Raw genomic sequence first — 22355 nt, 5'->3', positions numbered from 1 at the left:
GGATCGGAACCGGACAGGGAGACGGACTACGGGGATGGCCGAGGACCGACGCATTCGCAAGACGCGCAGAGCACTGCGCGACGCCCTGGTCGCGCTGGTCCTGGAACGGGGCTTCACGGCGCTGAGCGTCGAGGACATCACCCAGCGCGCCGACGTGGCGCGGGCGACGTTCTACAGCCACTTCCGGGACAAGGACGAGCTGTTCGCCCGCGTCACCCGGGACCTGCTCGACGAACTCGACGAACGGCTGCGCCCGGCGATGGCGGAGACCGCGGTCGGTTTCACCGGCAGGCCGGTGCTGGAGATGCTGCGGCACGCCCGGCAGGAGCGCGACCTGTACCGGATCGTGCTGCGGGGCGAGGGGGACGGCAAGCCGCTGCGGATGTTCACCGAGGCGTGCGCCCGCGTCGCCGCCGAGGAGTTCCGCGGCCGCTCGGAGCGCAACGACGTGAAGCCGCGGATCGACGCCGACCTCCTGGCCCGCGTCTGGGTCGGCGAGCAGGTGTCGGTCCTCCAGTGGTGGGTCGAGCACGAGACCCCGCCGCTGCCGGCCGAGGAAGTGGTGCGCATGCTGCTCGACTTCGCGCTGCACGGCCGGTACTGGGCCACCGGTTTCGACCGGCCCGAGTGACGGCGGACCGGCCGCCTCAGCCCTCGCCGCCGAGGGCGCGGGCGTCGCGGTCCGGGCGGATGGCGAGCATCGCCACCGCGCCGCACACGGCCATCACGGCCGCGGACAGCAGGAAGGCGATCGCGTAGCCGGTCGCCTCGGAGGCCGCGCCGTCGACCAGGTGCCCGGTGAGATACGGCACGAACATGCCCGGCAGTGTGCCGGTCGCCGCGACCACGCCGAAGACCGGGCCGCGCCGGCCCGCGGGCACGACGGCCGCCGTGGTCACGTAGTGCAGGGGGATCGCCACCGCGTGGGCGGCGAAGGCCACGGCCACCAGCGCCAGTTGCGCGGGGCGCTGTTCGGCGAAGGGCAGCAGGGCGAGCGCGGCGCCGGACACCAGGACCGCCGCCCCCTGGGCGATCCCGTCGGCGGCGCGGCCGGCCCGGCCATGCCGTTTGCGCCGGTCGACGAGGGCCGGGACGGACAGCAGCAGGAGCAGGCTGAGCACCGAGACCGCGCTGACGGCGACCGACGCGGTCGACGCGGTCAGGTCGAGCTGGGTCTGCAGATAGACCGGCAGCCAGGCACTGGAGACCGCCAGCGCCCAGTGGGAACCGAAGGCGCTGAGGACGCTGCCCACGACGGTCCCGCTGAGCAGCAGCCGGGACAGCGGAGGCGCCGACGCCTCGACCGTGGCCCGGGTGCCGTTCCGCTCTCCGGCCCCGGGGGTCCCGGACGCCGGGGCGGCACCGGCGGCGGACCGCTGGGCGGCGGCGCTGTAGGGGCCTTCCTTGCCGACGGCGTACCAGACCAGGCACCAGGCGGCGCTGGTGATCGCCAGCGCGACGAAGGCCGAACGCCAGCCCAGATTCACGATGAACCAGGTCAGCACCGGTGCCGCGACGGCGGTACCCAGGGCCGCGCCGCCGATCTGCAGGGCCGAGGGCATCCCGCGCCGGCCCGGCGGGAACCAGCCGTAGAGGGTGTGCATGGACATCGAGGCGGCGGGCCCCTCCGCGGCGCCCAGCAGCAGCCGCCCCGCGACGAGGGCGGGGACGGTGGCCACCAGGGCCGGCAGTTGGGCCACCGCCCACAGGGCCGCCATCACCAGGAGCATGGTGCGCGTCGACCACCGGGCCGACAGCAGTCCGACGACCAGTCCCGAGACGCTGAACAGCACGTAGAAGGAGCTGGAGATCAGCCCGTAGGTGCTCTTGTCGATGGCGAGTTCGTCCATGAGCGGGACCGCGGCGAGGCCCAGCACGGACTTGTCCGCGTAGTTGATCATCATGAAGGCGACGACCATCGCGAGGATCAGCCAGGCGCGGCGCCGGTCGTACGCGGGTGGGTCCGGAGTCTCCGGGGCCGAGGTACGTCGGGGCGGGAGAGGATGAACGGCCACAGCGGCTCCAGGTAGGCACGGCGGAAGATATCGAACGACCTGTCCATTAACTTTCGTCTAGTCCGGCAAAGTAGTTCGCGACTCCAGCGGGGTCAACGGTCCGGACGTGACCTTTGTGCGGGCGGGGGTGGGCCGTCCGGTTCCGCCGGCACTGCCCGTTCGGGCACCGGCTTGTGCCTCGGCGCCTCCTGACACCCGCGGCGACAGGCCGTTGACTTCGGCCCGTGAGCATCACGTCCCGGCGGGCGGCCGGGTGAACGACGACCGACCGACGGTGGCGGCCCCGGCCACGGCGGACCCGGCCGGGGCGGCGGACGGCGAAGGGCCGGCGCGGCAGCGCGGGCAGGAGGAACCGGCACCGAGGCGCCGGCGACGCGGTCCCGGGCCCTTCACGCTGCTGCTGCTCCCGGGGCTGGTGACCGTGACGGGCGTCGCCGCCTTCCTGGCGCTGACGGGCGGCCTGCCCACACCGTGGCCCGAGGACGCGGAGGCGGAACAGGCGGCCGTGGACATCGACCCGTCCTACGTCCCCTGGCTGCGCGAGGCGGCCTCGGCCTGCACCGTCCTGGAACCGTCCGTGCTCGCCGCTCAGATCGACCAGCTCTCCGGGTGGAGCGACGACACGGACGAACTCTCGGGCCACAAGGGCATCGCCGACTTCACCGACGGCGAGTGGCGCACCTGGGGCAGGGACGACGACGGCAACGGACGCTCCTCGCCCCTCGACCCGGCGGACGCGATCATGGCGCTCGGTCGGCAGGACTGCGCCCTGGCGGAGCGGATGACGGAACTGCGCACCTCGGGCAGGATCAACGGGGACCTCGTCGACCTGACCCTCGCCGCCTACGCGGAGGGAGCCGACGCGGTGACCGAGGCGGGCCGCGTCCCGCCGACGGCCACGGCCTACCTGGCCGAGGTGGAGGCCCTGGTCCCGCGCTACGAGGCGCTCGACCGGGACGGTGCCGCCGGCGGCACGGGCCAGGCCGCCGGAGCGCTCCTGGCCGCCCCGGTCAGCCCGCTCACGGTCACCTCGCCCTACGGTTCGCGGGAGCACCCGCTGACCGGCGTCACCAAGCTGCACACCGGCGTGGACTTCGCCGCGCGCCAGGGGACGCCGGTCGCCGCCGCACGGGCGGGCCGCGTCGTGTTCGCCGCGTCGACCACCGCGTACGGCAACCGCGTGGTGATCGACCACGGGACGATCGAGGGCAAGCGGCTGGAGACGACCTACAGTCACCTGTCGTCCCTGGACACCGCCGTGGGCCGGACGGTGGAGGCGGGCACGATGGTCGGCCGGGTGGGCTCCACGGGCCTGTCCACCGGTCCCCACCTGCACTTCGAGGTCGTCCTCGACGGCTACTACACCGATCCGCGCCCCTGGCTGACGCCCACGGGCTGAGACGAGTCGGACGTTTCCGCCCCGCCGACCGGCGTCCGGAGCGTTTGATCCGCCGGATCCCGTCCAGGGTTTCAGCATGACCGTGTCGAAGCGCGAGACAGAGCGAAAGTACGAGCCGTCGTCCTCCGGCATCGAGGGGCTGCCCGATCTGACCGGCGCCGGGCCGGTGGCCTCGGTCACCGCGGCCGGGCCCGAGGAGCTGGACGCGGTGTACCACGACACCGCGGACCTGCGGCTGGCCGGCTCCTCGGCGACGCTGCGCCGCCGCACGGGCGGGCCGGACGCCGGCTGGCATCTGAAGCTGCCGCTGACCGGGGACACCCGGGAGGAGGTGCGGGCCCCGCTGTCGGACGAGGTGCCGGACGCCCTGCGCGAACTGCTCCTCTCCCGCACCCGGGGAGCCGCGCTGCGTCCGGTGACGCGGGTGCGGTCGACCCGGGCCGTGCGGCACCTGTGGGACGCGGACGGCGCGCCGCTGGCGGAGGTGAGCCTCGACGAGGTGCGGGCGGATTCGCTGCTGCCCGGCGGCGGCCGTGCCGAGTGGCGGGAGGTGGAGGTCGAACTCGCCGACGGGGTCGGGGCCGGGCTGCTCGACACCCTGGAGAAGAAGCTGCGCAAGAAGGGGATCGTCCGGGCGGACAGCCCCTCGAAGTTCGTCCGGGCGCTGCGGGAGACCGGCGCGGCGGCCGAGGGCACCCGGACCCGCGCCGCGGCGGCCCCCGGTTCACCCGGCTCGTATGTGCTGGCCTATCTGGAGGAGCAGGTCGCCGCCCTGGTGGCCCTGGACCCGGCGGCCCGGCGTGAGCTGCCCGACGGGGTGCACCGGATGCGTGTCGCCTGTCGCCGCCTGCGCAGTTGCCTGCGCTCCTACCGGTCGGTGCTCGACCGCCGGGTCACCGATCCGGTGCGCGCGGAACTGAAGTGGCTGGCCGGTGAGCTGGGAGTGGAGCGCGACCAGGAGGTACTGCGCGAGCGCCTGGGCGCGGGGATCGACGACCTGCCCGGTGAGCTGGTGCTCGGTCCGGTCGCCGCCCGGCTGCGGGCCTGGGAGGTGTCGCGGGGCGAGGACAGCCGGACGCGCACCCGCGCGGCCCTGGCCTCGGACCGCTATCTGCGGCTTCTGGACGCGCTGGACGGCCTGCTCGCCGAGCCGCCGCTGCGCGGCAAGGCCACCGGGAAGCCGGCCCGGACGATGGGCGGGGCGGTCCTCAAGGAGTACGACCGGCTGGCCGGCCGCATGGAGCGGGCCCTGGCACTGCCGCCGGGTCCGGACCGGGACGTGGCGCTCCACCAGGCCCGCAAGGCCGCCAAGAAGGTGCGGTACGCCGCCGAGGTCGCCCGGCCCGTGCTCGGCAAGCCCGTCAAGCGCCTCGGCAAGCGCGCCAAGGCCGTCCAGCGACTGCTGGGCGACCACCAGGACGCGGTCGTCGCCCAGGAGGCACTGCGGGAACTGGCGGTGGCCGCGCACACGGCGGGAGAGACCGCGTTCACCTGGGGAGTGCTGCACGGACAGGAACGGGCGCGGGCCCGGGCACGCGAGAAGGAGCTGCCCGCCGTGTGGCGGGAGGCGTCGGACCCGGCGCTGCGGACCCACCTGGCGCACTGACCGGCCGGGCGGTCGCGCCGGGCACGGCGGCACCGGGCCGACCGGGCCGCCCCGGGCCCGGGCTCGGGCGTCCCGGCACCCGCCGCGCTCAGGCCGCCCGCGCGCGGGTCCGGACCAGACGTGGCCGCGCGGGCGCGGGCGCGGGTGCGGGCGCGGCCGGTGTCGTCCTCACGGCGGTGACGCGGTACATCGTCCGGGTCGGGTCGATCAACGGCTCGCCCAGGGCGATCCGGCCCGCCGCGTACAGCCGGTCACACTCGGCGGTGGGCAGCGCCGCGTAGCAACCGCCCCGGCCGGTGGCCGAGTCCAGTGGCCGCCAGTAGCTGTATCTGCGCCGTCCGCCCTCGCGCACGGTCACGAACACGGGGGTGCGCGCGTCGGTGACGATGCGCAGGACGTCGGCCTCGGCGGCGCTGAGCGGGCCGCACGGGCGGGGCCCGCGGCGACCGTTCGCCCGTGGGTCGGTGGTCTGCGCGTGAACGGCGGTGAGCGGCATCGGCTGCGGCCTTTCCGGGACAGGGGACTCGAGACCGCCTACCCGTTCCGGCCGGAGTTGATCTCGCTTGCCCGCATTGTTGTGCACGGCACTGACAACGGGGGTCCGCACCGCCGCGAAGCCACGGGTCAGGCCGTGGATGCGGCCACCTGGCGCAGCGGGTGGGGGTTGAGACGGGCGAAGCCCTCCTGGCGCTCGTAGGGGAAGTACGGATAGGGGGCCGTCGTGGCGCTCGCCGCGTCGAGGCGGGCCACCTGCTCCTCGGTCAGGCTCCAGCCGACGGCGCCGAGGTTCTGCCGCAGCTGCTCCTCGTTGCGGGCGCCGATGATGACCGAGGAGACGGTCGGGCGGCGCAGCAGCCAGTTGATCGCGATCTGGGGGACGGTCCGGCCCGTCTCCTCGGCGACGGCGTCCAGGGCGTCGACCACCCGGAACAGGAGGTCGTCCGGGACGGGCGGGCCGAAGTCGGCGGTGGCGTGCAGCCGGCTCCCTGCCGGAAGCGGGGTCCCGCGGCGGATGCGACCGGTCAGCCGGCCCCAGCCGAGCGGGCTCCAGACGACGGCACCGACGCCCTGGTCGAGACCGAGCGGCATCAGCTCCCACTCGTAGTCCCGGCCGACGAGGGAGTAGTAGACCTGGTGTGCCGCGTAACGCCGGTGTCCGTGGGTGTCGGCGTCGGCCAGGGACTTCATCAGCTGCCAGCCGCTGAAGTTGGAGACCCCGGTGTAGCGGAGCTTGCCGGCCCGTACGAGGTCGTCGAGGGTGGCGAGCACCTCCTCGACCGGGGTTCCGGCGTCGAAGGCGTGCAGGTGGAAGAGGTCGATGTAGTCCGTGCCGAGGCGGCTCAGGGCCCGGTCGACGGCGGTGATCAGCCGGGCGCGCGAGGTGCCCGCGTCGGCCGGTCCGTCGCCCGTCGGGAGCCCGGCCTTGGTGGAGATGATCACCTGGTCGCGCCGGCCCCGGATCGCGGCGCCGAGCACCTCCTCCGACGCGCCGCCGGAGTAGACGTCGGCGGTGTCGAACATGGTCACCCCGGCCTCCAGGCAGATGTCCACCAGTCGGCGGGCCTCCGCGGCGTCCGTGGTGCCCCAGGCGCCGAACAGCTCTCCCCGGCCGCCGAACGTGCCGGCGCCGAAGCTCAGCTCCGGGACCATGAGCCCGGACGCGCCCAGTCTCCTGAATTCCATGACGGTCTCCCCTTCGTCTTCGTCTTCGTCGGGCCGTCTCCGCGCCGGGCGGCGCCGGTGCGCGTCGCGCAGCGGACGGCGATTCCTAACGGGACTTACATCCCCTTAAGATGCTGCGAGACTAACAGGAGAGAGCAACTAATGGAACCGGAGTACCGTTATGGCTTCTGAGGCCGCGAAGGAGACCGCGAACCCGGGCAGCGTCCGCCCCGGAGGGCGCACCGCGCGGGTACGCTCCGCCGTCCTGCGGGCCGCGGGTGACGCCCTGGCCGAGCACGGCCTGGCCGGACTCGACCTCGCGGACGTCGCCCGCCGCGCGGAGGTCGGAAGGACCACCGTCTACCGCCGCTGGGGGAATCCGGTCGCCCTCGTCGCCGATCTGCTCGTCGAGATGGCGGAGCAGTCGCTGCCCCGCACGGAGACCGGCACCCTCGCCGGCGACCTGCGCGCCAACGCCCGGCTCGTGCGGCGCACCCTGGCCGACCCGCGCCAGGGCCCGCTCTTCAAGGCCGTGATCGCCGCGGCGACCTGCGACAGCCGGGCGGCGGCGGCCCTGCACCGGTTCTACGAGACCCGGGTCGACGAGTGGGCACCCTGCGCCCGGCAGGCCGTCGAGCGCGGCGAACTGCCCCCGGGCACCGACGCGCGCGAGGTGATCCGCGCCGTATCGGCCCCCCTGTACTACCGCCTGCTCACCACCGCCGAACCGCTCGACGAGGCGGCGGCCGACCGTGCCGCCGACGCCGCCGCGGCGGCGGCACGCGCGGGCGCCTTCGTCACCACGACGGAGTGACGGGCCGCCGGCACGTACGGCAGGCACCCGGAATGCGCCATTGCCACCGGGACGTCCGGCCGGTGGCGCGGGGCGGCGCGGCACCGGCCGCGCCCCCGCCCTGTGGTGCGCGAACACCGGCCGCCATCGGGTGACACGAAGCCGTCACAACTCCTTCACCGCACACACACTTCCGGCCGAGCCCTGTTCCGCCCGTTCCGGACGGTGCAGACGGTGCGGCCGGGCCGTGCCTAGTCTCCCGGGCCATGCGATCCACACGAACGAGACGCCTCGGTCTCGCCACGATCATCGCCCTCGCCCTCGCCCTGTTCGGCCTGGCGCCCACCGCGAGCGCCGCCGACCCCGCCCCGGCCGAGCTGACGTTCACCACCGACACGGCGACCACGCGGCCGGGCGGCACGGTGAACCTGTCGATGACCATCAAGAACAACAAGACGTACGACATCTGGTTCGTCTACCAGACGATCGACCCGACCTGGCTGACCACCCAGCGGCCCGACCTCAAGTACGCCTTCACCGGCTGCACCTTGGCCTCGGACGCCGGCGCCGTCCCGTGCTCCGGCACCGGACCCGCCGACCTCGGCACCAACTACGGGGCGACCGTCCCGCCCGGCCAGAGCCGCACCGTCACCCTGACCCTCCAGGTCGCCGCCGACTCCGGCTGCAACGGGAACATCGGCTTCTACTCGTACTTCTACGTCGAGTTCAGCGACAGCACCAGCGTCAACGGCGGCCCGGTGTACACGCCGGAGACCCGCGTCCTGTGCGCCTGACCGCGAGGGTACGGCTGACCTGATCTCGCTCCGGCGCAGGTCGGCACCCTGGTCGAGACCACTGACACCCGCGCGCCCCCGGAAGCGACGCTTCCGGGGGCGCTCCCTCCGACTCGCAGCAGCACACGGGCCTGCCGGGCCCGTCCGCCGTCCCCGCCCGGCGTCGGCGGACCGCGTGCGGCGGCGCCGCTTCCGGCGAAATAGACACATACGCTTTTCCGTCAAGTTCCGCAGCAGGCACACAAATGCTCCACATGAGCATCACTATGTGACGCGACGGAAACGTCGACGACCGACGTCTCAGGGGGGCGACGGCGTGGTCACGGGGTGGGGTGGACTCCGGCAGGAGTCCGTCCACCCCTGCCCAGGGGGAGGGAATCTCACCGCATGAAGCGGACCATACGCACCACGGCGCTCGCAGTGGGCGCGCTGATCGCGTCGCTCGGTCTACCGGCCGGGCCGGTCCACGCCGACGCCCCGGCCCCGCGCATCGACCTGCGGGTGCTGGTCGTGAGCGACGGCGGACCGGCCACCGACGCCATCGCCGCCGAACTGGAGACGGCGGGCACGCCGGTCACGGAGGTGGACCTGCGGGACGCCGGCCGGCCGGTGATCGACGCCGGGTTCCTCGCGGACACGGTGGACGGACGGCCGCGCGCCCGGTTCCAGGCCGTGGTGCTGCCCAACGACAACCCGTTCCCCGCGGGCTCCGCCGAGATGACGGCGCTCGCCGACTACGAGCGCGCGTACGCGATCCCGCAGGTCGACGCCTACACCTACGCCCGACCCGAGGTCGGGCTGCAGGCCGCCGTCGGCGCCGGGTACGCCGGCAGCGTCGACGGCGTCCGCGCGGAGGTGACCGAGGCCGGGCTGTCCGGGCCCTTCGGGTACCTGGACGGCACGGTGCCGTTCGAGGACAACTCCCCCACCGTGGGCGAGTCCTACGCCTACCTGTCGACGCCCGCGCCCGGCGCCGACTTCGTGCCCTACGTCCAGGCGGCGATCCCGGGACGGCCGACGAAGGGGTCCCTGGTGGGCGAGTACCGCCACGACGGACGGCGCGAACTGGTCGTCACCTTCGTCTACAACCAGCACCAGCAGCAGTTCCGGCTGCTGGCCCGGGGCATCGTGGAGTGGATGACCGGGGGCGTCCACCTCGGCGCCGGCCGCAACTACTTCGCCGTGCACGTGGACGACGTCTTCGCGGCCGACGACCGCTGGGACACCGAACTGAACTGCACGCCGGGGGACGTGGACTGCCCGCCGGGCGAGGGCACGCCCAACCCCATCCGCATGGTCCCGGCCGACGTCGACCACGCCCTCGCCTGGCAGCAGAGCCGGGACTTCACCCTGGACCTGGCCTACAACGGCTCCGGCAGCGTCGACCACCGCGAGGACAACGGCGGCGCCGACCCCCTCGCCGACCGGTTCGTCGCCGAGCGGAACCGCTTCCGCTGGATCAACCACACCTACACCCACGCCTTCCTGGGCTGCCGGCAGGACGTCACCGTCGTCCCGTGGAAGTGCGCGACCGATCCCGACGGCAGCACCCAGTGGGTGAGCCGGAACGAGATCGCCGACGAGATCGCCACCAACCGCGTCTGGGGCGAGAGCGCCGGACTGCCGCTGGTGAACCAGGAGTTGGTCACCGGCGAGCACTCCGGCCTGAAGGTCGCCCCGCAGCAGCCCGAGGACAACCCGAACCTGGGCCCGGCCCTCACCGACACCGGGATCACCTGGCTCGCCTCGGACAACTCCCGCGACCCCGTCCAGCGGCGGGTGGGCAGCGCCACGACGGTCCCCCGCTACCCGATGAACGTCTTCTACAACGCGGGGCGGGCGGCCGAGCAGGTCGACGAGTACAACTGGATCTACACCAGCCGGGCCCAGGGCGGCAGCGGCATCTGCGAGGACAACCCCGCCACGTCCACCTGCCTGACCGCTCCGCTGGACCCGGAGACGGGCTACACGGAGCACATCGTGCCGCTGGAGACCCGGATCGCCCTCGGACACGTGCTGTCCAACGATCCCAGGCCGCACTTCATCCACCAGTCGAACCTCGCCGAGGACCGCATCGCCTACCCCGTCCTGGACGGCGTACTGGAAGGCTACGCGGCCCTGTTCGCCGACAGCGCCCCCGTGGTGAACCTCCGCATGGCGGACATCGGCGTCGAGATGCAGCGCCGCGCCGCCTGGCGGAACGCGGTCGACGCCGGACAGGTCACCGCCTACCGCGTCGGCGACAGCGTCACCGTGCGGGCGCCGGAGGGCGTCGCCGTGACGGCGACGATGCCCGAGGGCACCCTGCGGGGCGGCACGGCCTTCGGCGACGCCTACGCCGGCGCGCTCTCCGGCTGGACCCCCACGTCCGGCGGGACGCTCGACCTCACCCTGCCCTCCACGCCCACCGCTCCCGGTGACAAGGTCACCCTCCCGGCCGACACCGGCACCGCCGCCCCCACCGCGCCCCCCACCCGGGTGCCGCCGGGTGTGACCGAACCGGTGCCGTACGGCGCGCGGCGCTGAGCACGACGCGTCACCGAAGGCCCGCACACCCACCTCGGCCGTGGAGCACAGCCATGCACGTTCCCCACGGCGCGCGACGCTCCGGCGCGTCGCGCGTCACCCTGCTCACCGAAGGCACCTATCCGCACAGTCACGGCGGCGTCAGTGTCTGGTGCGACCAGCTTGTCACGGGCATGCCCGACCTGGACTTCGACGTCATAGCCGTCACCGGCACCGGTCGCGAACCGGTGGTCTGGGACGTCCCCGCGCACGTCGGCCGGGTCGTCTCCGTCCCCATGTGGGGGGCCGCCCCTGAAGGGCGCGTCCCCCGGCGGCGCCGGGCCGACCGGCTCGCCGCCGACTACGAGCGGTTCGTGACCGCGCTGCTCGACCCGCGCGCCGAGGAGGGGTTCGGCCCGGCGCTCTACCGGCTGGCCCGGGCCGCCGCGGACGGCGTGCTCAGCCCGTTCCTCCGCGGCGACCGGGCGATCGCCGTCCTCACCGCCGTCTGGAACCGGCCGGGGCTGCCCGTGCGCGAGGCCCGGCCCACCCTGCACGACGCGGTGACCGCGACCACCCTGCTGGAGCACGCCCTGCGCCCGCTGGCCGCGCCGTACCCGGAAGAGGGTGTGGCGCACGCGGTCAGCGGCGGTGTCGCGGTCCTGCCGGGCCTGGCCGCGCTGGACCGGCACGGGGTGCCCCTGCTGCTGACGGAGCACGGCGTCTACCTGCGCGAGCGCTACCTCGGCTACCGCACCGCCCCCTACCGCTGGCCGGTGAAGGCACTGCTGCTGGGCTTCTTCCGGCTGCTGGCGGAGGAGAGCTACCGCCGGGCCGCCCTGATCACCCCGGGCAACCGCTACAACCGGCTGTGGGAGGAACAGGGCGGCGCCGCACCGGAGTCCATACGCACGGTCTACAACGGCGTCGACCCGGCCGCGTTCCCGCCCGCCGGACCGGAGCCCGAGCAGCCGGTGCTCAGCTGGGCCGGACGGGTCGACCCGATCAAGGACCTGGAGACCCTGATCCGCGCCTTCGCCCTGGTGCGGGCCGAACTGCCCGCCGCCAGGCTGCGGTTGTTCGGCGGGACACCGCGCGGCGGCGAGGCGTACCGGGAGCGCTGCGAGGCGCTGGCGGCGCACCTCGGACACGGTGAGGCGGTGACCTTCGAGGGCCGGGTGGAGGACATCAAGGACGCCTACGCCGCCGGCAACGTGGTGATGCTGTCGAGCATCAGCGAGGGCTTCCCGTTCACGCTCATCGAGGCCATGTCCTGCGGGCGCGCGACGGTCTCCACGGACGTGGGCGGGGTCCGGGAGGCGGTCGGCGACGCCGGGCTGGTGGTGCCGCCGCGCGACCCGGCCGCCATGGCCGCGGCGGCACTCGCCCTGCTGCGGGACGCCGGACGGCGCCGGGCGATGGGCGAGGCGGCCCGGCTGCGGGTGATCGAGCAGTTCACCCTCCGTCAGACCATCGACACCTTCCGGTCCATCTACCTGGAACTGTCGGCGTTCGGCGGCGCGGCCCCCGCCGCGTCCCCCGCCGACCCCGCGTTCGCGGCGGCGGACCGCGGCGCACCGGTGGGGAGCGCGACCGGATGAGCGGACCCATGGCCCTCGAACCGGGCGGCGCGGAGCAGGACACGCTGGCGCTCCGCCTCGTCGACGAGCGCGCCGGCACCCGTCGTGCGACCGACCAGCACACCCTCGCCCTGGTACGGCCCGGTCACGATCCCCGGCGGGACGCGGTCGACCGGCTGGCCGCCGAACTGGCCGACCGCGTCGCGCCCGCCGTGCACCCCTACGAGGTCGCCGCGCTGCTGGAGTCCGAGGGACTGACCGGCGAGGTGATCGAGGAGCGGTACGGGCACCGCGACCTGTTCTCGCTCGCCACGGCGCTGTACGAGCGGGTGCCGCGCGGCTTCCCGGACCCTCCGCGCCCGGCCGATCCCTGGCGGCCCGACCATGTGCGGTGCGCGCTGCGGGGAGCGCTGTTCGCGCTGCCCGGCCTGGCCTACGCGCTCGCCGGGCGCCTGCTGCCCGCGGACGGGACGGTGCGGGCCCTGGTGGTCGCGGGGCTCCTGTCCTGGGCGTGGAACCAGGCGCTGGGGCACCGGGCGTACCTGCGGCTGGCGACCGGACGGCGGGAGGCAGGCCGCACCCTGGTGAAGGGGGCTCCCGCGGGTGCCGTCGCGGCGACGGCGGCCGGGGTGTCCCTCGCCGGGTCCGGTGCGGCGGCCCTCGCCGTGACGGTCCAGTCGGGATACCTGGCGGCGGCCGGAGTGCTGCTGGTGCTGGGCCGGGAACGGCTGCTGCTGGCCGCGCTCGCGCCGGTGACCGCCGGTGCCGTGGCGTTGCCGTGGTGGGAGCCCGGGGACGTCCTGCGGGCCGGCCTGCCGGTGGTGTCGCTGCTCGGCGCGGTGGCCGCGGCCGGGTGGGCGCTGCGCGGGGTCCTGGCGACCGCGCCGGTCCCGGACGCCGCCCGTCCGCATCCGCTCCGCTCGGTGCCGTACGGCCTGTTCGGCCTGGCCGCCGGGACGCTGGTGTTTCTGGCGGGCCGTCAGCACCCGTGGGCGGCGGTGGTGCTGACGCTGAGCATGGGCCCGGCGGAGTGGCTGCTGTACCGGTACCGGGGTCTGTCGGTGGCGGCGCTGCGGAGCACCGCGACCCCGGCCGGTTTCCGGGCGCGGTCCGCCGCGGTCCTCGCCGGCTGCCTGCTGGCGTATCTCGGTCCGCTGCTGCCGGCCGCGCTGCTGGTGGACGCCGATCCCGTCACGCTGCTCCCGCTCGCGGCGGTGCTGTGGACCTCGCTGCTGCTCCAGGCGTTCGGCGTGGCCTGGGTTCCGGCCGTCCTGTGTCTGGCGGCGGCCGCCGGCGCCGGCGCGGTGGCCCTGGCCGGGTCCCCGCCGGGTCCGGCGACCGCGCTGGCCCTGTGCTGCGGCGGCGCGGCTCTCTGTCTGACGGTGTGCGTACTGCGGCTGCTGGGTCGGCCGGCGGCCCATGCCTGAGGCCCGGCGGAACCGCCGTACCGCCACCGGACCCGGCGCGGGCCGGACCCCGTGCCCCGCCCTCCCCCGAACACCTGCGCAAGACCGGCCGAAGTGCCGCCGTACCACCGACCGTTCCACCCACCGGAAGGACCCCGCGTGACCGCCACACCGCTCGCCGCCGTCACCGGAGCCGAGGGCTTCATCGGCTCCCACCTCACCGAGGCCCTGGTCGCCTCCGGCCACCGGGTGAGGGCCATGGCGCAGTACAACTCCTTCTCCTCGTACGGCTGGCTGGAGACCCTCTCCCCCGACGTCCTCGACCAGGTCGAGATCGTCCTCGGCGACGTCCGCGACCCCGGATCGGTCCGGGGCCTGGTCGAGGGCGCCGACTGCGTCTACCATCTGGCCGCCCTCATCGCGATCCCGTACTCCTACCAGGCACCGCACAGCTACGTGGACACCAACGTCACCGGCACGCTGAACGTGCTGGAGGCGGTGCGCGCCCAGGGCACGCCCCGGCTGGTGCACACCTCGACCAGCGAGACCTACGGCACCGCGCGGACCGTGCCGATCACCGAGGACCACCCGATCCACACCCAGTCGCCGTACGCCGCGTCCAAGGCGGGCGGGGACCGGCTGGCGGACAGCTACCACGCCAGTTTCGACACGCCCGTCGTGACGCTGCGGCCCTTCAACACCTACGGGCCGCGCCAGTCCATGCGGGCGGTGATCCCGACGGTCATCGGTCAGGTGGCGGCCGGCGAACGGACCATCACCCTCGGCGACCTGCGCCCCACCCGGGACTTCACCTTCGTCAAGGACACCGCGCAGGCGTTCCTCGCGGTCGGCAGGGCGCCCGCCGAGCGAGTGGTGGGCCGTACCTTCAACGCCGGTACCGGCGGCGAGATCTCCGTCGGCGACCTGGTCGCGCTCATCGGCAAGGTGATGGACACCGCACTCGACGTACGGGAGGACGAGCGGCGGCTGCGGCCCGCGAACTCCGAGGTGATGCGGCTGGTCGCGGACGCGACCCGGCTGCGGGAGGCGACCGGCTGGGCCCCGGCGCACGACCTGGTGCAGGGCCTCGCGCACACCGTGGACTTCTTCCGCGACCCGGCCAACCTGGCCCGCTACAAGACCGGCATCTACAACATCTGACCGCGGGCACCCGCTCGCGGCATCCGACCACCACATCTGCCCACGACCGGCACGTGAACCGAGGGGGAACCACATGCACGCAGTGATCCTGGCCGGCGGCAAGGGCGTCCGGCTGCGGCCCTACACGACCGCGCTGCCCAAGCCGCTCGTGCCCATCGGCGACCAGCACGCCATCCTGGAGATCGTCCTGCGCCAGCTCGCCGCGGCCGGTTTCACCGGCTGCACCATCGCGATAGGCCACCTCGGCGAGATCATCCGCGCCTACGTCGGTGACGGCTCGCAGTGGGGTCTGACCGTCGACTACTCCACCGAGGAGAGCCCGCTGGGGACCATGGGGCCGCTGCTCACCATGCGCGAACGGCTGCCGGAGCACTTCCTGGTGATGAACGGCGACATCCTCACCGACCTCGACTACGCCGACGTGCTGCGCAGGCACCGCGCCTCCGACGCGCCGCTGACCATCGCCACGTACGCGCGGAAGGTGCACATCGACTTCGGCGTGCTGACCACGGACGCGAGCCGGGTCGTCGCCTTCACCGAGAAGCCGAGCATGGACTACCGCGTCTCCATGGGCGTGTACGGGCTCTCCCGGGCGACGCTCGACGGGTACACGGCCGGGCTGCCGCTGGGCTTCGACGAGCTGGTGCTCGACCTGCTCGGGTCCGGCAATCCGCCGCACGCCTACGACTTCGACGGCTACTGGCTCGACATCGGCCGCCCCGACGACTACGACCGGGCCAACGCGGAGTTCACCAGCCGCAAGTCCCTGCTGCTCAAGGGAGCCTGAGCACCGCATGCGCATTCTCGTCCTGGGCTCCACCGGCTTCCTGGGCGGCCACGTCGCCGAGCGGCTGCGCGCCCTGCCCGGCGCGCGGGTCCTCGAAGGCGGCCGCTCCGCCGGCGCCGGCGTGCCCGTCGACCTGGCCACCGACCGGGCCGACCGGCTCGCGCGCGTCTTGGCGGAGGCGGACGTCGACACCGTCGTCAATTGCGCGGGGGCGACCGGCGGTGACCCCGTGACGCTCGCCGAGGTGAACGCACGCGGTCCCGCCGTGCTGTGCGAGGCGCTGCGGCGGGCGCGCCCCTCGGCCCGCCTGGTGCACCTGGGCTCCGCCGCCGAGTACGGTCCGGGAACCGAGCGGGTACCGGTGCCCGAGTCGGCACCGACCCGTCCCGTCAACGCCTACGGCGCCTCCAAACTGGCCGGCACCGTCACCGTCGCCACCTCGGAGCTGGACGCGGTGGTCCTCAGGGTCGGCAACCCGGTGGGGCCCGGCGCACCGCCCACGGGTCTGCCCGGCCGGGTCACCGGCCTGCTCCGTGCGGCGGGCGCCGATCCGGACGCGGTGCTGCGGCTGGGCGACCTGTCGGCGTACCGGGACTTCGTCGACGTGCGCGACGTCGCGCGGGCCGTCGAACGGGCGGTCGCGGCGGCCGGCCCGCTGCCGTCCGTGCTGAACGTCGGGGGCGGCGGTGCCGTACCGGTGCGGCGGCTGGTGCGGACGCTCGCGGACATCGCCGGATTCCGCGGCCGGATCGAGGAACAGGGCGCCGGTTCGGCGCGCTCGGGCCAGGTGTCCTGGCAGTGTTCCGACATCACCGCGGCCCGGGCGGCGCTCGCCTGGCGGCCGTCGTACTCGCTGGACGAGTCACTGGCCGCGCTGTGGTCGGCCGGTGCCCCGTCCCGGACCCCGGAAGGCGACCGCCCGTCGTGAGCCTGCTCGTTCCGCTGTACGTCCACCCCGCCGAGGACCCGGGCTCCTGGCACCGGCTCATCACGGCGGCCGACCGCACGTACGGGGTCGTCCTCAACCCGGCGAACGGTCCGGGCGACGCCCCCGACCCCGCCTTCGCCTCGGCGGCGGGCGCGCTGCGGGCCGCGGGTGCCCGGCTGCTCGGGTACGTCGACACCGACTACGGCACGCGTGCGGCGGCCGAGGTGGCCGAGGACGCCCGGCGGCACCGGGAGTGGTACGGGGCGCAGGGGTGCTTCCTGGACCGGGTGAGTTCGGCGCCGGACGCGCTCCCCGCCCACCGGGCGCTGGTGCGCGCCCTGCGCCGGCAGGGCTCGGCCCCCGTCGTGCTCAACCCGGGCGTCCATCCCGCCCCGGGCTACGCCCGCATCGCCGATCTCCTCGTCACCTTCGAGGGCCCCTGGTCGGTGTACGTGTCCTCGTTCAGCCGGCCGGACTGGACGCTGCGGCACCGCCCGGAGCGGTTCTGCCACCTGGTGTACGGGGTACCGGAGGCGCTGGCGCCGCTCGCCGTGCGCACGGCGCGGGAGCGCGGTGCCGCAGTGTCCGGTCCGGTCACGGGCTCGCTGCCCAACCCGTGGTCCCGGCTGACTCCGGTACTGGCCGGGGATCCGTCGTGAGGCGCGGGGCGCGGGCGTTCGCGGCGGTGCTGGCCGCGCTCGCCATGACGGTGGTGGCCGGGTGCTCCGGTGCGGGCGACCCGCGGCCGCCGGAGCCGTCGGGCCCGTCGGGGTCGTCGGCGACCGAGGTGTGGCGGCCCCGGCCGGGTCTCGCCTGGCAGTGGCAGCTGGACGGGCGGGTCGACCCGTCGGTCGACGTCCCGGTGTACGACATCGACGGCTTCGAGAACGGCGTCGCCGACGTGGCCCGGCTGCACCGCGCCGGCCGCAAGGTGATCTGCTACGTCAACGTGGGTGCCTGGGAGGACTTCCGGCCCGACCGGGACGCCTTTCCCCGGTCCGTGCTGGGCGAGCCCAACGGCTGGCGGGGCGAGCGCTGGCTGGACATCCGCCGGCTCTCCGTCCTGCGGCCGATCATGGAGCGGCGGTTCGACATGTGCCGGGACAAGGGCTTCGACGCGGTGGAACCCGACCTGGTGGAGGGCTACGCCGACGAGACCGGCTTCCCGCTGACCGCGCGGGACCAGCTGGCGTACAACCGCATGATCGCCGCGATCGCCCACGAGCGCGGTCTCGCGGTGGGCCTCAAGAACGATCTGCCGCAGATCCCCCAGCTCGTGGACGACTTCGACTTCGCCGTCAACGAGCAGTGCGCCGAGTACGGCGAGTGCGCGCGGCTCGCTCCCTTCGTCGCGGCGGGCAAGGCGGTCTTCCACGTGGAGTACGACGAGCCGACCCGGGGCTTCTGCGCCCAGTCGCGCCGGCTCGGGCTGTCCTCGATGCTGAAGCGGCCGGAGCTGGGGGTCTGGCGCGAGCCGTGCTGACGGCGGTGCGGGGGCCATGCGGCAGGATGGGGGCATGAGCGTAGTCAAGATCAACGTACTGACCGTCCCGGCCGAGCAGCGCGAGACGCTGGAGAAGCGCTTCGCCTCGCGGGCCCACGCGGTCGAGAGCTCCGACGGCTTCGAGTGGTTCGAGCTGCTGCGGCCGGTGGAGGGCACCGACAACTACCTCGTCTACACCCGGTGGCGCGACGAGGCGTCCTTCCAGGCGTGGATGGAGGGCCCCATGAAGGCGGCCCACCAGGGCGGCGCCGAGGGCGGGGAGCGGCCGAAGCCCGCGGCGAGCGGGTCCACCGTGTGGTCGTTCGAGGTCGTGCAGCAGGCGGCGCCGAAGGAGGCGTGAGAGGACGGTGGCGGCCCCGGTGCGGGGCCGCCACCGCCGTCAGGCCAGCTGGACGAGCAGGTCGCCGCCCTCGACCTGCTGGATGCGGTTGATGGCGAGCCTGCTGACCGTGCCGGACTTCGGGGCGGTGATCGTGGCCTCCATCTTCATCGCCTCGATGGTGGCCACCGTGGCACCGGCCTCGATCTCGTCCCCCTCGGCGACGGCCAGCGTGACCACGCCCGCGAACGGCGCCGCCACGTGCCCGGGATCCGACCGGTCGGCCTTCTCGGTCACCGGGACGTCGGAGGCGGCCGAGCGGTCGCGGACCTGGATCGGGCGGAGCTGGCCGTTGAGCGTGGACATCACGGTGCGCATGCCGCGCTCGTCGGCGTCGCCGACCGCCTGCAGTTCGATGAGCAGCCGGACGCCCGGGTCGAGGTCGACCGTGTACTCCTTGCCGGGACGCAGCCCGTAGAAGAAGTCCTTGCTGTCCAGGACGCTGGTGTCGCCGAAGGAGGCGCGGTGGGTCTCGAACTCGCGCGCCGGCCCGGGGAACAGCAGCCGGTTCAGGGTCGCCCGGCGCTCCTTGGCGAGCCCGGCGCGGTCGTCGGCGGACAGCTCCGGCGCCGGCTTGGCCTCGGCCCGGCCGCGCAGCGCCTTGCTGCGGAAGGGCTCGGGCCAGCCGCCGGGCGGGGTGCCCAGTTCGCCGCGGAGGAAGCCGATGACGGAGTCCGGGATGTCGAACCGGTCGGGGTCCTGCTCGAAGTCGGCCGGGGAGACCCCGGCGCCCACCAGGTGCAGGGCGAGGTCGCCGACCACCTTGGAGGAGGGGGTGACCTTCACCAGGCGGCCCAGCATCCGGTCGGCGGCGGCGTACATGGCCTCGATGTCCTCGAAGCGGTCGCCGAGTCCGAGCGCGATGGCCTGGGTGCGCAGGTTGGAGAGCTGCCCGCCGGGGATCTCGTGGTGGTAGACACGTCCGGTCGGTGAGGCCAGGCCCGCCTCGAAGGGGGCGTAGACCTTGCGGACGCTCTCCCAGTACGGCTCCAGGTCGCCGACGGCCTGGAGGTCGAGGCCGGTGGGCCGCTCGGTGTGGTCGGTGGCGGCGACGATGGCCGACAGGGACGGCTGCGAGGTGGTGCCCGCCATGGACGCCACCGCTCCGTCGACCGCGTCGGCGCCCGCCTGGATCGCGGCGAGGTAGGTGGCGAGCTGGCCGCCGGTGGTGTCGTGGGTGTGCAGGTGCACCGGCAGGTCGAACTCCCGGCGCAGCGCGGAGACCAGGGTCGCGGCGGCCGGGGCGCGCAGCAGGCCGGCCATGTCCTTGACGGCCAGGACATGGGCGCCGGCCTCCACGATCCGCTCGGCGAGCCGCAGGTAGTAGTCGAGGGTGTACAGCCGCTCGTTCGGGTCGGACAGGTCGGCGGTGTAGCACAGGGCGACCTCGGCGACGGAGGTGCCGGTCTCGCGTACGGCGTCGATGGCGGGGCGCATCTGGTCGACGTCGTTGAGGGCGTCGAAGATGCGGAAGACGTCGATGCCGGTGGCCGCGGCCTCCTGCACGAAGGCGTCGGTCACCTCGGTCGGGTACGGGGTGTAGCCGACGGTGTTGCGGCCGCGCAGCAGCATCTGGAGGCAGATGTTGGGGACCGCCTCGCGCAGGGCGGCCAGCCGCTCCCAGGGGTCCTCGGCGAGGAAGCGCAGGGCGACGTCGTAGGTGGCGCCGCCCCAGCACTCCAGGGACAGCAGCCGGGGCAGGGTGCGGGCGACGACCGGGGCGACGGCGAGCATGTCCTTGGTGCGGACGCGGGTGGCGAGCAGCGACTGGTGGGCGTCGCGGAAGGTGGTGTCGGTGACGCCGATGGTGGGCGACTCGCGCAGCCAGCGGGCGAAGCCCTCCGGGCCGAGTTCGGTCAGCCGCTGCCGGGAACCGGCCGGGGGGTCGCCCGCGGGCAGGGCCGGCAGCTTGCTCAGCGGGTCGGCGAGTTCGGGGCGTTCGCCGTGCGGCTTGTTGACGGTGACGTCGGCGAGGTAGGTGAGCAGCTTGGTGCCGCGGTCGGCGGAGTGGCGGGCGGTGAGCAGGTGCGGGCGCTGCTCGATGAAGGACGTGGTGACCCGGCCGGCCTGGAAGTCGGGGTCGTCCAGCACCGCCTGGAGGAAGGGGATGTTGGTGGCGACGCCGCGGATGCGGAACTCGGCCACGGCGCGCCGGGCGCGGTTCACGGCGGTGGTGAAGTCCCGGCCTCGGCAGGAGAGTTTCACCAGCATGGAGTCGAAGTGGGCGCTGATCTCCGTACCGGCGTGGGTCGTTCCGCCGTCGAGGCGGATGCCGGAGCCGCCCGGCGAGCGGTAGGCGCTGATCTGCCCGGTGTCCGGGCGGAAGCCGTTGGCGGGGTCCTCGGTGGTGATGCGGCACTGGAGGGCGGCGCCGCGCAGGGTGATGTTCTCCTGCGCGAGACCGAGGTCGGCGAGCGTCTCCCCGGCGGCGATGCGCAGTTGGGACTGGACGAGGTCGACGTCGGTGACCTCCTCGGTGACCGTGTGCTCGACCTGGATGCGTGGGTTCATCTCGATGAAGACGTGGTTGCCGTCGCGGTCGACGAGGAACTCCACGGTGCCGGCGTTGCGGTAGCCGATCTGCCGGGCGAAGTTGACGGCGTCGGCGCAGATCCGCGTCCGCAGTGCCGGGTCGAGGTCGGGGGCGGGTGCCAGCTCGATGACCTTCTGGTGGCGGCGCTGCACCGAGCAGTCCCGCTCGTAGAGGTGGATCACGTTGCCCTCGCCGTCGGCGAGGATCTGCACCTCGATGTGGCGGGGTTCGACGACCGCCTTCTCCAGGAAGACGGTGGAGTCGCCGAAGGCTGAGGCGGCCTCCCGGGACGCGGCCTCGATGGCCTCGCGCAGCTGGGCGGGTTCCTCGACGCGGCGCATGCCGCGCCCGCCGCCGCCCGCGACGGCCTTGACGAACACGGGGAAGCCGATGTCGTCGGCGGCGCGCACCAGTTCGTCCACGTCGGTGGAGGGGGCGGAGGAGCCGAGGACCGGCACTCCGGCCTCGCGGGCCGCGGCCACGGCGCGGGCCTTGTTCCCGGTCAGTTCGAGGATCTGCGCGCTCGGTCCGACGAAGGTGATGCCCGCTTCCTCGCAGGCGCGGGCCAGTTCGGGGTTCTCGGAGAGGAACCCGTAGCCGGGGTAGACGGCGTCCGCTCCGGCGCGGCGGGCAGCGCGGACGATCTCCTCCACGGAGAGGTAGGCGCGCACCGGGTGCCCCGGCTCACCGATCTCGTACGCCTCGTCGGCCTTCAGCCGGTGCAGCGAGTTGCGGTCCTCGTGCGGGAAGACGGCGACCGTGCGCGCGCCGAGCTCGTAGCCCGCACGGAACGCGCGGATCGCGATCTCACCGCGGTTGGCGACCAGCACCTTGCGGAACATTCTTGATCCCTTCAGCCTGCCGGGTGACGAGACCATGGTGTCGGCGCCGCCTCCGCTACGCCATGTGAGCCGGGCCACTCACTGTCCGGTGCCCGGCCGTGTGAGGTCGCCGTCGCGGCCCGGTCAGACGTCGGAGTCGATACCGGTGACCACCGTGGGTCCGAGCGGTGCGCTGCCGTCGTCCAGGCCGGCCGCGCGCAGGGCGGAGTCGGCGACCTGACGGGCCCGGCCCTCCGCGTGGGCGGTGGTGTCGGCCTCGACGGTCAGGCGGATGGTGAAGGTGCCGTCGTCGTTGACCGAGAGGGCGTCGAGGTCCTCCTCGTCCCCGAGGTGGGTGCGGTGCGGGTCGGCGGGGCGCAGTGCGCGGGCGAGCTCGTCCTTCGTGCTGTCCGGGACCTCGCCGGTGAACGTTCCCGGGACCGAGATGACGTACGTCGTCATGGCACTCCTCCTTCGGCTCC

19 protein-coding genes are annotated in these 22355 nt (G+C 74.0%); 14 read left to right on the top strand and 5 right to left on the bottom strand.

The features are described 5' to 3' along the window. Positions 1–34 precede the first annotated feature (34 nt). The gene (locus ACFZP7_RS32130; protein WP_019330271.1) at positions 35–631 is read left to right on the top strand and encodes a TetR/AcrR family transcriptional regulator; all 597 of its coding nucleotides are present in this window, start codon (positions 35–37) and stop codon (positions 629–631) included. Between the two features lie 16 nt (positions 632–647). On the opposite strand, the gene ACFZP7_RS32125 is transcribed toward ACFZP7_RS32130, so the two are convergent. Further along, positions 648–2015, bottom strand: coding sequence for an MFS transporter (locus ACFZP7_RS32125; RefSeq protein WP_385637525.1), 1368 nt, complete (start codon positions 2013–2015; stop codon positions 648–650). Between the two features lie 253 nt (positions 2016–2268). Between ACFZP7_RS32125 and ACFZP7_RS32120 the strand changes: the two genes are divergently transcribed. Both ACFZP7_RS32120 and ACFZP7_RS32115 read left to right on the top strand, forming a co-directional pair. After that, the gene (locus ACFZP7_RS32120; RefSeq protein ID WP_385637522.1) at positions 2269–3414 is read left to right on the top strand and encodes a M23 family metallopeptidase; all 1146 of its coding nucleotides are present in this window, start codon (positions 2269–2271) and stop codon (positions 3412–3414) included. 76 nt (positions 3415–3490) lie between these two features. Next, on the top strand, positions 3491–5020 hold the full coding sequence (locus ACFZP7_RS32115; protein WP_385637520.1) for a CHAD domain-containing protein: 1530 nt from the start codon (positions 3491–3493) through the stop codon (positions 5018–5020). Positions 5021–5108: 88 nt separating this feature from the next. On the opposite strand, the gene ACFZP7_RS32110 is transcribed toward ACFZP7_RS32115, so the two are convergent. Continuing rightward, the gene (locus ACFZP7_RS32110) at positions 5109–5516 is read right to left on the bottom strand and encodes a hypothetical protein (RefSeq protein WP_385637517.1); all 408 of its coding nucleotides are present in this window, start codon (positions 5514–5516) and stop codon (positions 5109–5111) included. A gap of 128 nt (positions 5517–5644) precedes the next feature. Continuing rightward, positions 5645–6703 carry an aldo/keto reductase gene (locus ACFZP7_RS32105; RefSeq protein WP_385637515.1) on the bottom strand — a complete coding sequence of 353 codons (1059 nt, stop codon included), beginning with the start codon at positions 6701–6703 and terminating at the stop codon, positions 5645–5647. Between the two features lie 160 nt (positions 6704–6863). On the opposite strand from ACFZP7_RS32105, the gene ACFZP7_RS32100 reads away from it, so the two are divergent. The 11 genes from ACFZP7_RS32100 to ACFZP7_RS32050 all read left to right on the top strand — a co-directional run bounded on the left by ACFZP7_RS32100 (position 6864) and on the right by ACFZP7_RS32050 (position 18480). Further along, entirely contained in the window at positions 6864–7496 is a 633-nt protein-coding gene (locus ACFZP7_RS32100; protein WP_385637513.1) for a TetR/AcrR family transcriptional regulator C-terminal ligand-binding domain-containing protein, read from the top strand. Positions 7497–7741: 245 nt separating this feature from the next. Beyond that, a complete protein-coding gene (locus ACFZP7_RS32095; protein WP_164287834.1) occupies positions 7742–8269 on the top strand; it encodes a hypothetical protein in 528 nt (175 codons plus the stop codon). Between the two features lie 387 nt (positions 8270–8656). Then, a complete protein-coding gene (locus ACFZP7_RS32090) occupies positions 8657–10795 on the top strand; it encodes a hypothetical protein (protein WP_385637510.1) in 2139 nt (712 codons plus the stop codon). Between the two features lie 53 nt (positions 10796–10848). Next, positions 10849–12375 carry a GT4 family glycosyltransferase PelF gene (pelF, locus tag ACFZP7_RS32085; protein WP_385637508.1) on the top strand — a complete coding sequence of 509 codons (1527 nt, stop codon included), beginning with the start codon at positions 10849–10851 and terminating at the stop codon, positions 12373–12375. Continuing rightward, a complete protein-coding gene (locus tag ACFZP7_RS32080) occupies positions 12372–13781 on the top strand; it encodes a hypothetical protein (RefSeq protein WP_385637505.1) in 1410 nt (469 codons plus the stop codon). The genes pelF and ACFZP7_RS32080 overlap by 4 nt, the downstream gene beginning before the upstream one ends. 138 nt (positions 13782–13919) lie before the next feature. Then, positions 13920–14921 carry a GDP-mannose 4,6-dehydratase gene (locus tag ACFZP7_RS32075; RefSeq protein WP_019330282.1) on the top strand — a complete coding sequence of 334 codons (1002 nt, stop codon included), beginning with the start codon at positions 13920–13922 and terminating at the stop codon, positions 14919–14921. A gap of 73 nt (positions 14922–14994) precedes the next feature. After that, positions 14995–15708: a nucleotidyltransferase family protein gene (locus ACFZP7_RS32070; protein ID WP_030974025.1), complete on the top strand. Its 714-nt coding sequence runs from the start codon at positions 14995–14997 to the stop codon at positions 15706–15708. Positions 15709–15715: 7 nt separating this feature from the next. Continuing rightward, on the top strand, positions 15716–16636 hold the full coding sequence (locus ACFZP7_RS32065; protein ID WP_062129944.1) for an NAD(P)-dependent oxidoreductase: 921 nt from the start codon (positions 15716–15718) through the stop codon (positions 16634–16636). Then, positions 16633–17295 (top strand): spherulation-specific family 4 protein, encoded by a 663-nt coding sequence (locus ACFZP7_RS32060; protein WP_030974022.1) that lies wholly within the window; start codon positions 16633–16635, stop codon positions 17293–17295. Before ACFZP7_RS32065 ends, ACFZP7_RS32060 begins: the two co-directional genes overlap by 4 nt. Further along, positions 17292–18119 (top strand): endo alpha-1,4 polygalactosaminidase, encoded by an 828-nt coding sequence (locus tag ACFZP7_RS32055; RefSeq protein ID WP_385637501.1) that lies wholly within the window; start codon positions 17292–17294, stop codon positions 18117–18119. The genes ACFZP7_RS32060 and ACFZP7_RS32055 overlap by 4 nt, the downstream gene beginning before the upstream one ends. 34 nt (positions 18120–18153) lie before the next feature. Further along, complete coding sequence (locus ACFZP7_RS32050; RefSeq protein ID WP_030974017.1) at positions 18154–18480, top strand: antibiotic biosynthesis monooxygenase; 327 nt, start codon at positions 18154–18156, stop codon at positions 18478–18480. Positions 18481–18519: 39 nt separating this feature from the next. Here the strand turns inward: ACFZP7_RS32050 and ACFZP7_RS32045 are convergent, their stop codons facing one another. Together ACFZP7_RS32045 and ACFZP7_RS32040 are read right to left on the bottom strand one after the other, a co-directional pair. Beyond that, entirely contained in the window at positions 18520–21894 is a 3375-nt protein-coding gene (locus tag ACFZP7_RS32045) for a pyruvate carboxylase (RefSeq protein WP_358897320.1), read from the bottom strand. Between the two features lie 123 nt (positions 21895–22017). After that, positions 22018–22335 carry a hypothetical protein gene (locus ACFZP7_RS32040; RefSeq protein WP_030974014.1) on the bottom strand — a complete coding sequence of 106 codons (318 nt, stop codon included), beginning with the start codon at positions 22333–22335 and terminating at the stop codon, positions 22018–22020. Between the last annotated feature and the right edge of the window lie 20 nt (positions 22336–22355).

Source organism: Streptomyces sp. SudanB5_2050, assembly GCF_964272335.1.
GTDB classification, from domain to species: domain Bacteria; phylum Actinomycetota; class Actinomycetes; order Streptomycetales; family Streptomycetaceae; genus Streptomyces; species Streptomyces rochei.
This window is presented reverse-complemented; position numbering and strand designations above follow the sequence as displayed.

Coding starts and splice junctions, on each gene's coding strand:
- ACFZP7_RS32130 (WP_019330271.1), top strand. CDS start 35: ATGGCCGAGGACCGACGCATTCGCAAGACGCGCAGAGCACTGCGCGAC.
- ACFZP7_RS32115 (WP_385637520.1), top strand. CDS start 3,491: ATGACCGTGTCGAAGCGCGAGACAGAGCGAAAGTACGAGCCGTCGTCC.
- ACFZP7_RS32110 (WP_385637517.1), bottom strand. CDS start 5,516: ATGCCGCTCACCGCCGTTCACGCGCAGACCACCGACCCACGGGCGAAC.
- ACFZP7_RS32105 (WP_385637515.1), bottom strand. CDS start 6,703: ATGGAATTCAGGAGACTGGGCGCGTCCGGGCTCATGGTCCCGGAGCTG.
- ACFZP7_RS32100 (WP_385637513.1), top strand. CDS start 6,864: ATGGCTTCTGAGGCCGCGAAGGAGACCGCGAACCCGGGCAGCGTCCGC.
- ACFZP7_RS32095 (WP_164287834.1), top strand. CDS start 7,742: ATGCGATCCACACGAACGAGACGCCTCGGTCTCGCCACGATCATCGCC.
- ACFZP7_RS32090 (WP_385637510.1), top strand. CDS start 8,657: ATGAAGCGGACCATACGCACCACGGCGCTCGCAGTGGGCGCGCTGATC.
- pelF (WP_385637508.1), top strand. CDS start 10,849: ATGCACGTTCCCCACGGCGCGCGACGCTCCGGCGCGTCGCGCGTCACC.
- ACFZP7_RS32080 (WP_385637505.1), top strand. CDS start 12,372: ATGAGCGGACCCATGGCCCTCGAACCGGGCGGCGCGGAGCAGGACACG.
- ACFZP7_RS32070 (WP_030974025.1), top strand. CDS start 14,995: ATGCACGCAGTGATCCTGGCCGGCGGCAAGGGCGTCCGGCTGCGGCCC.
- ACFZP7_RS32065 (WP_062129944.1), top strand. CDS start 15,716: ATGCGCATTCTCGTCCTGGGCTCCACCGGCTTCCTGGGCGGCCACGTC.
- ACFZP7_RS32050 (WP_030974017.1), top strand. CDS start 18,154: ATGAGCGTAGTCAAGATCAACGTACTGACCGTCCCGGCCGAGCAGCGC.
- ACFZP7_RS32045 (WP_358897320.1), bottom strand. CDS start 21,894: ATGTTCCGCAAGGTGCTGGTCGCCAACCGCGGTGAGATCGCGATCCGC.
- ACFZP7_RS32040 (WP_030974014.1), bottom strand. CDS start 22,335: ATGACGACGTACGTCATCTCGGTCCCGGGAACGTTCACCGGCGAGGTC.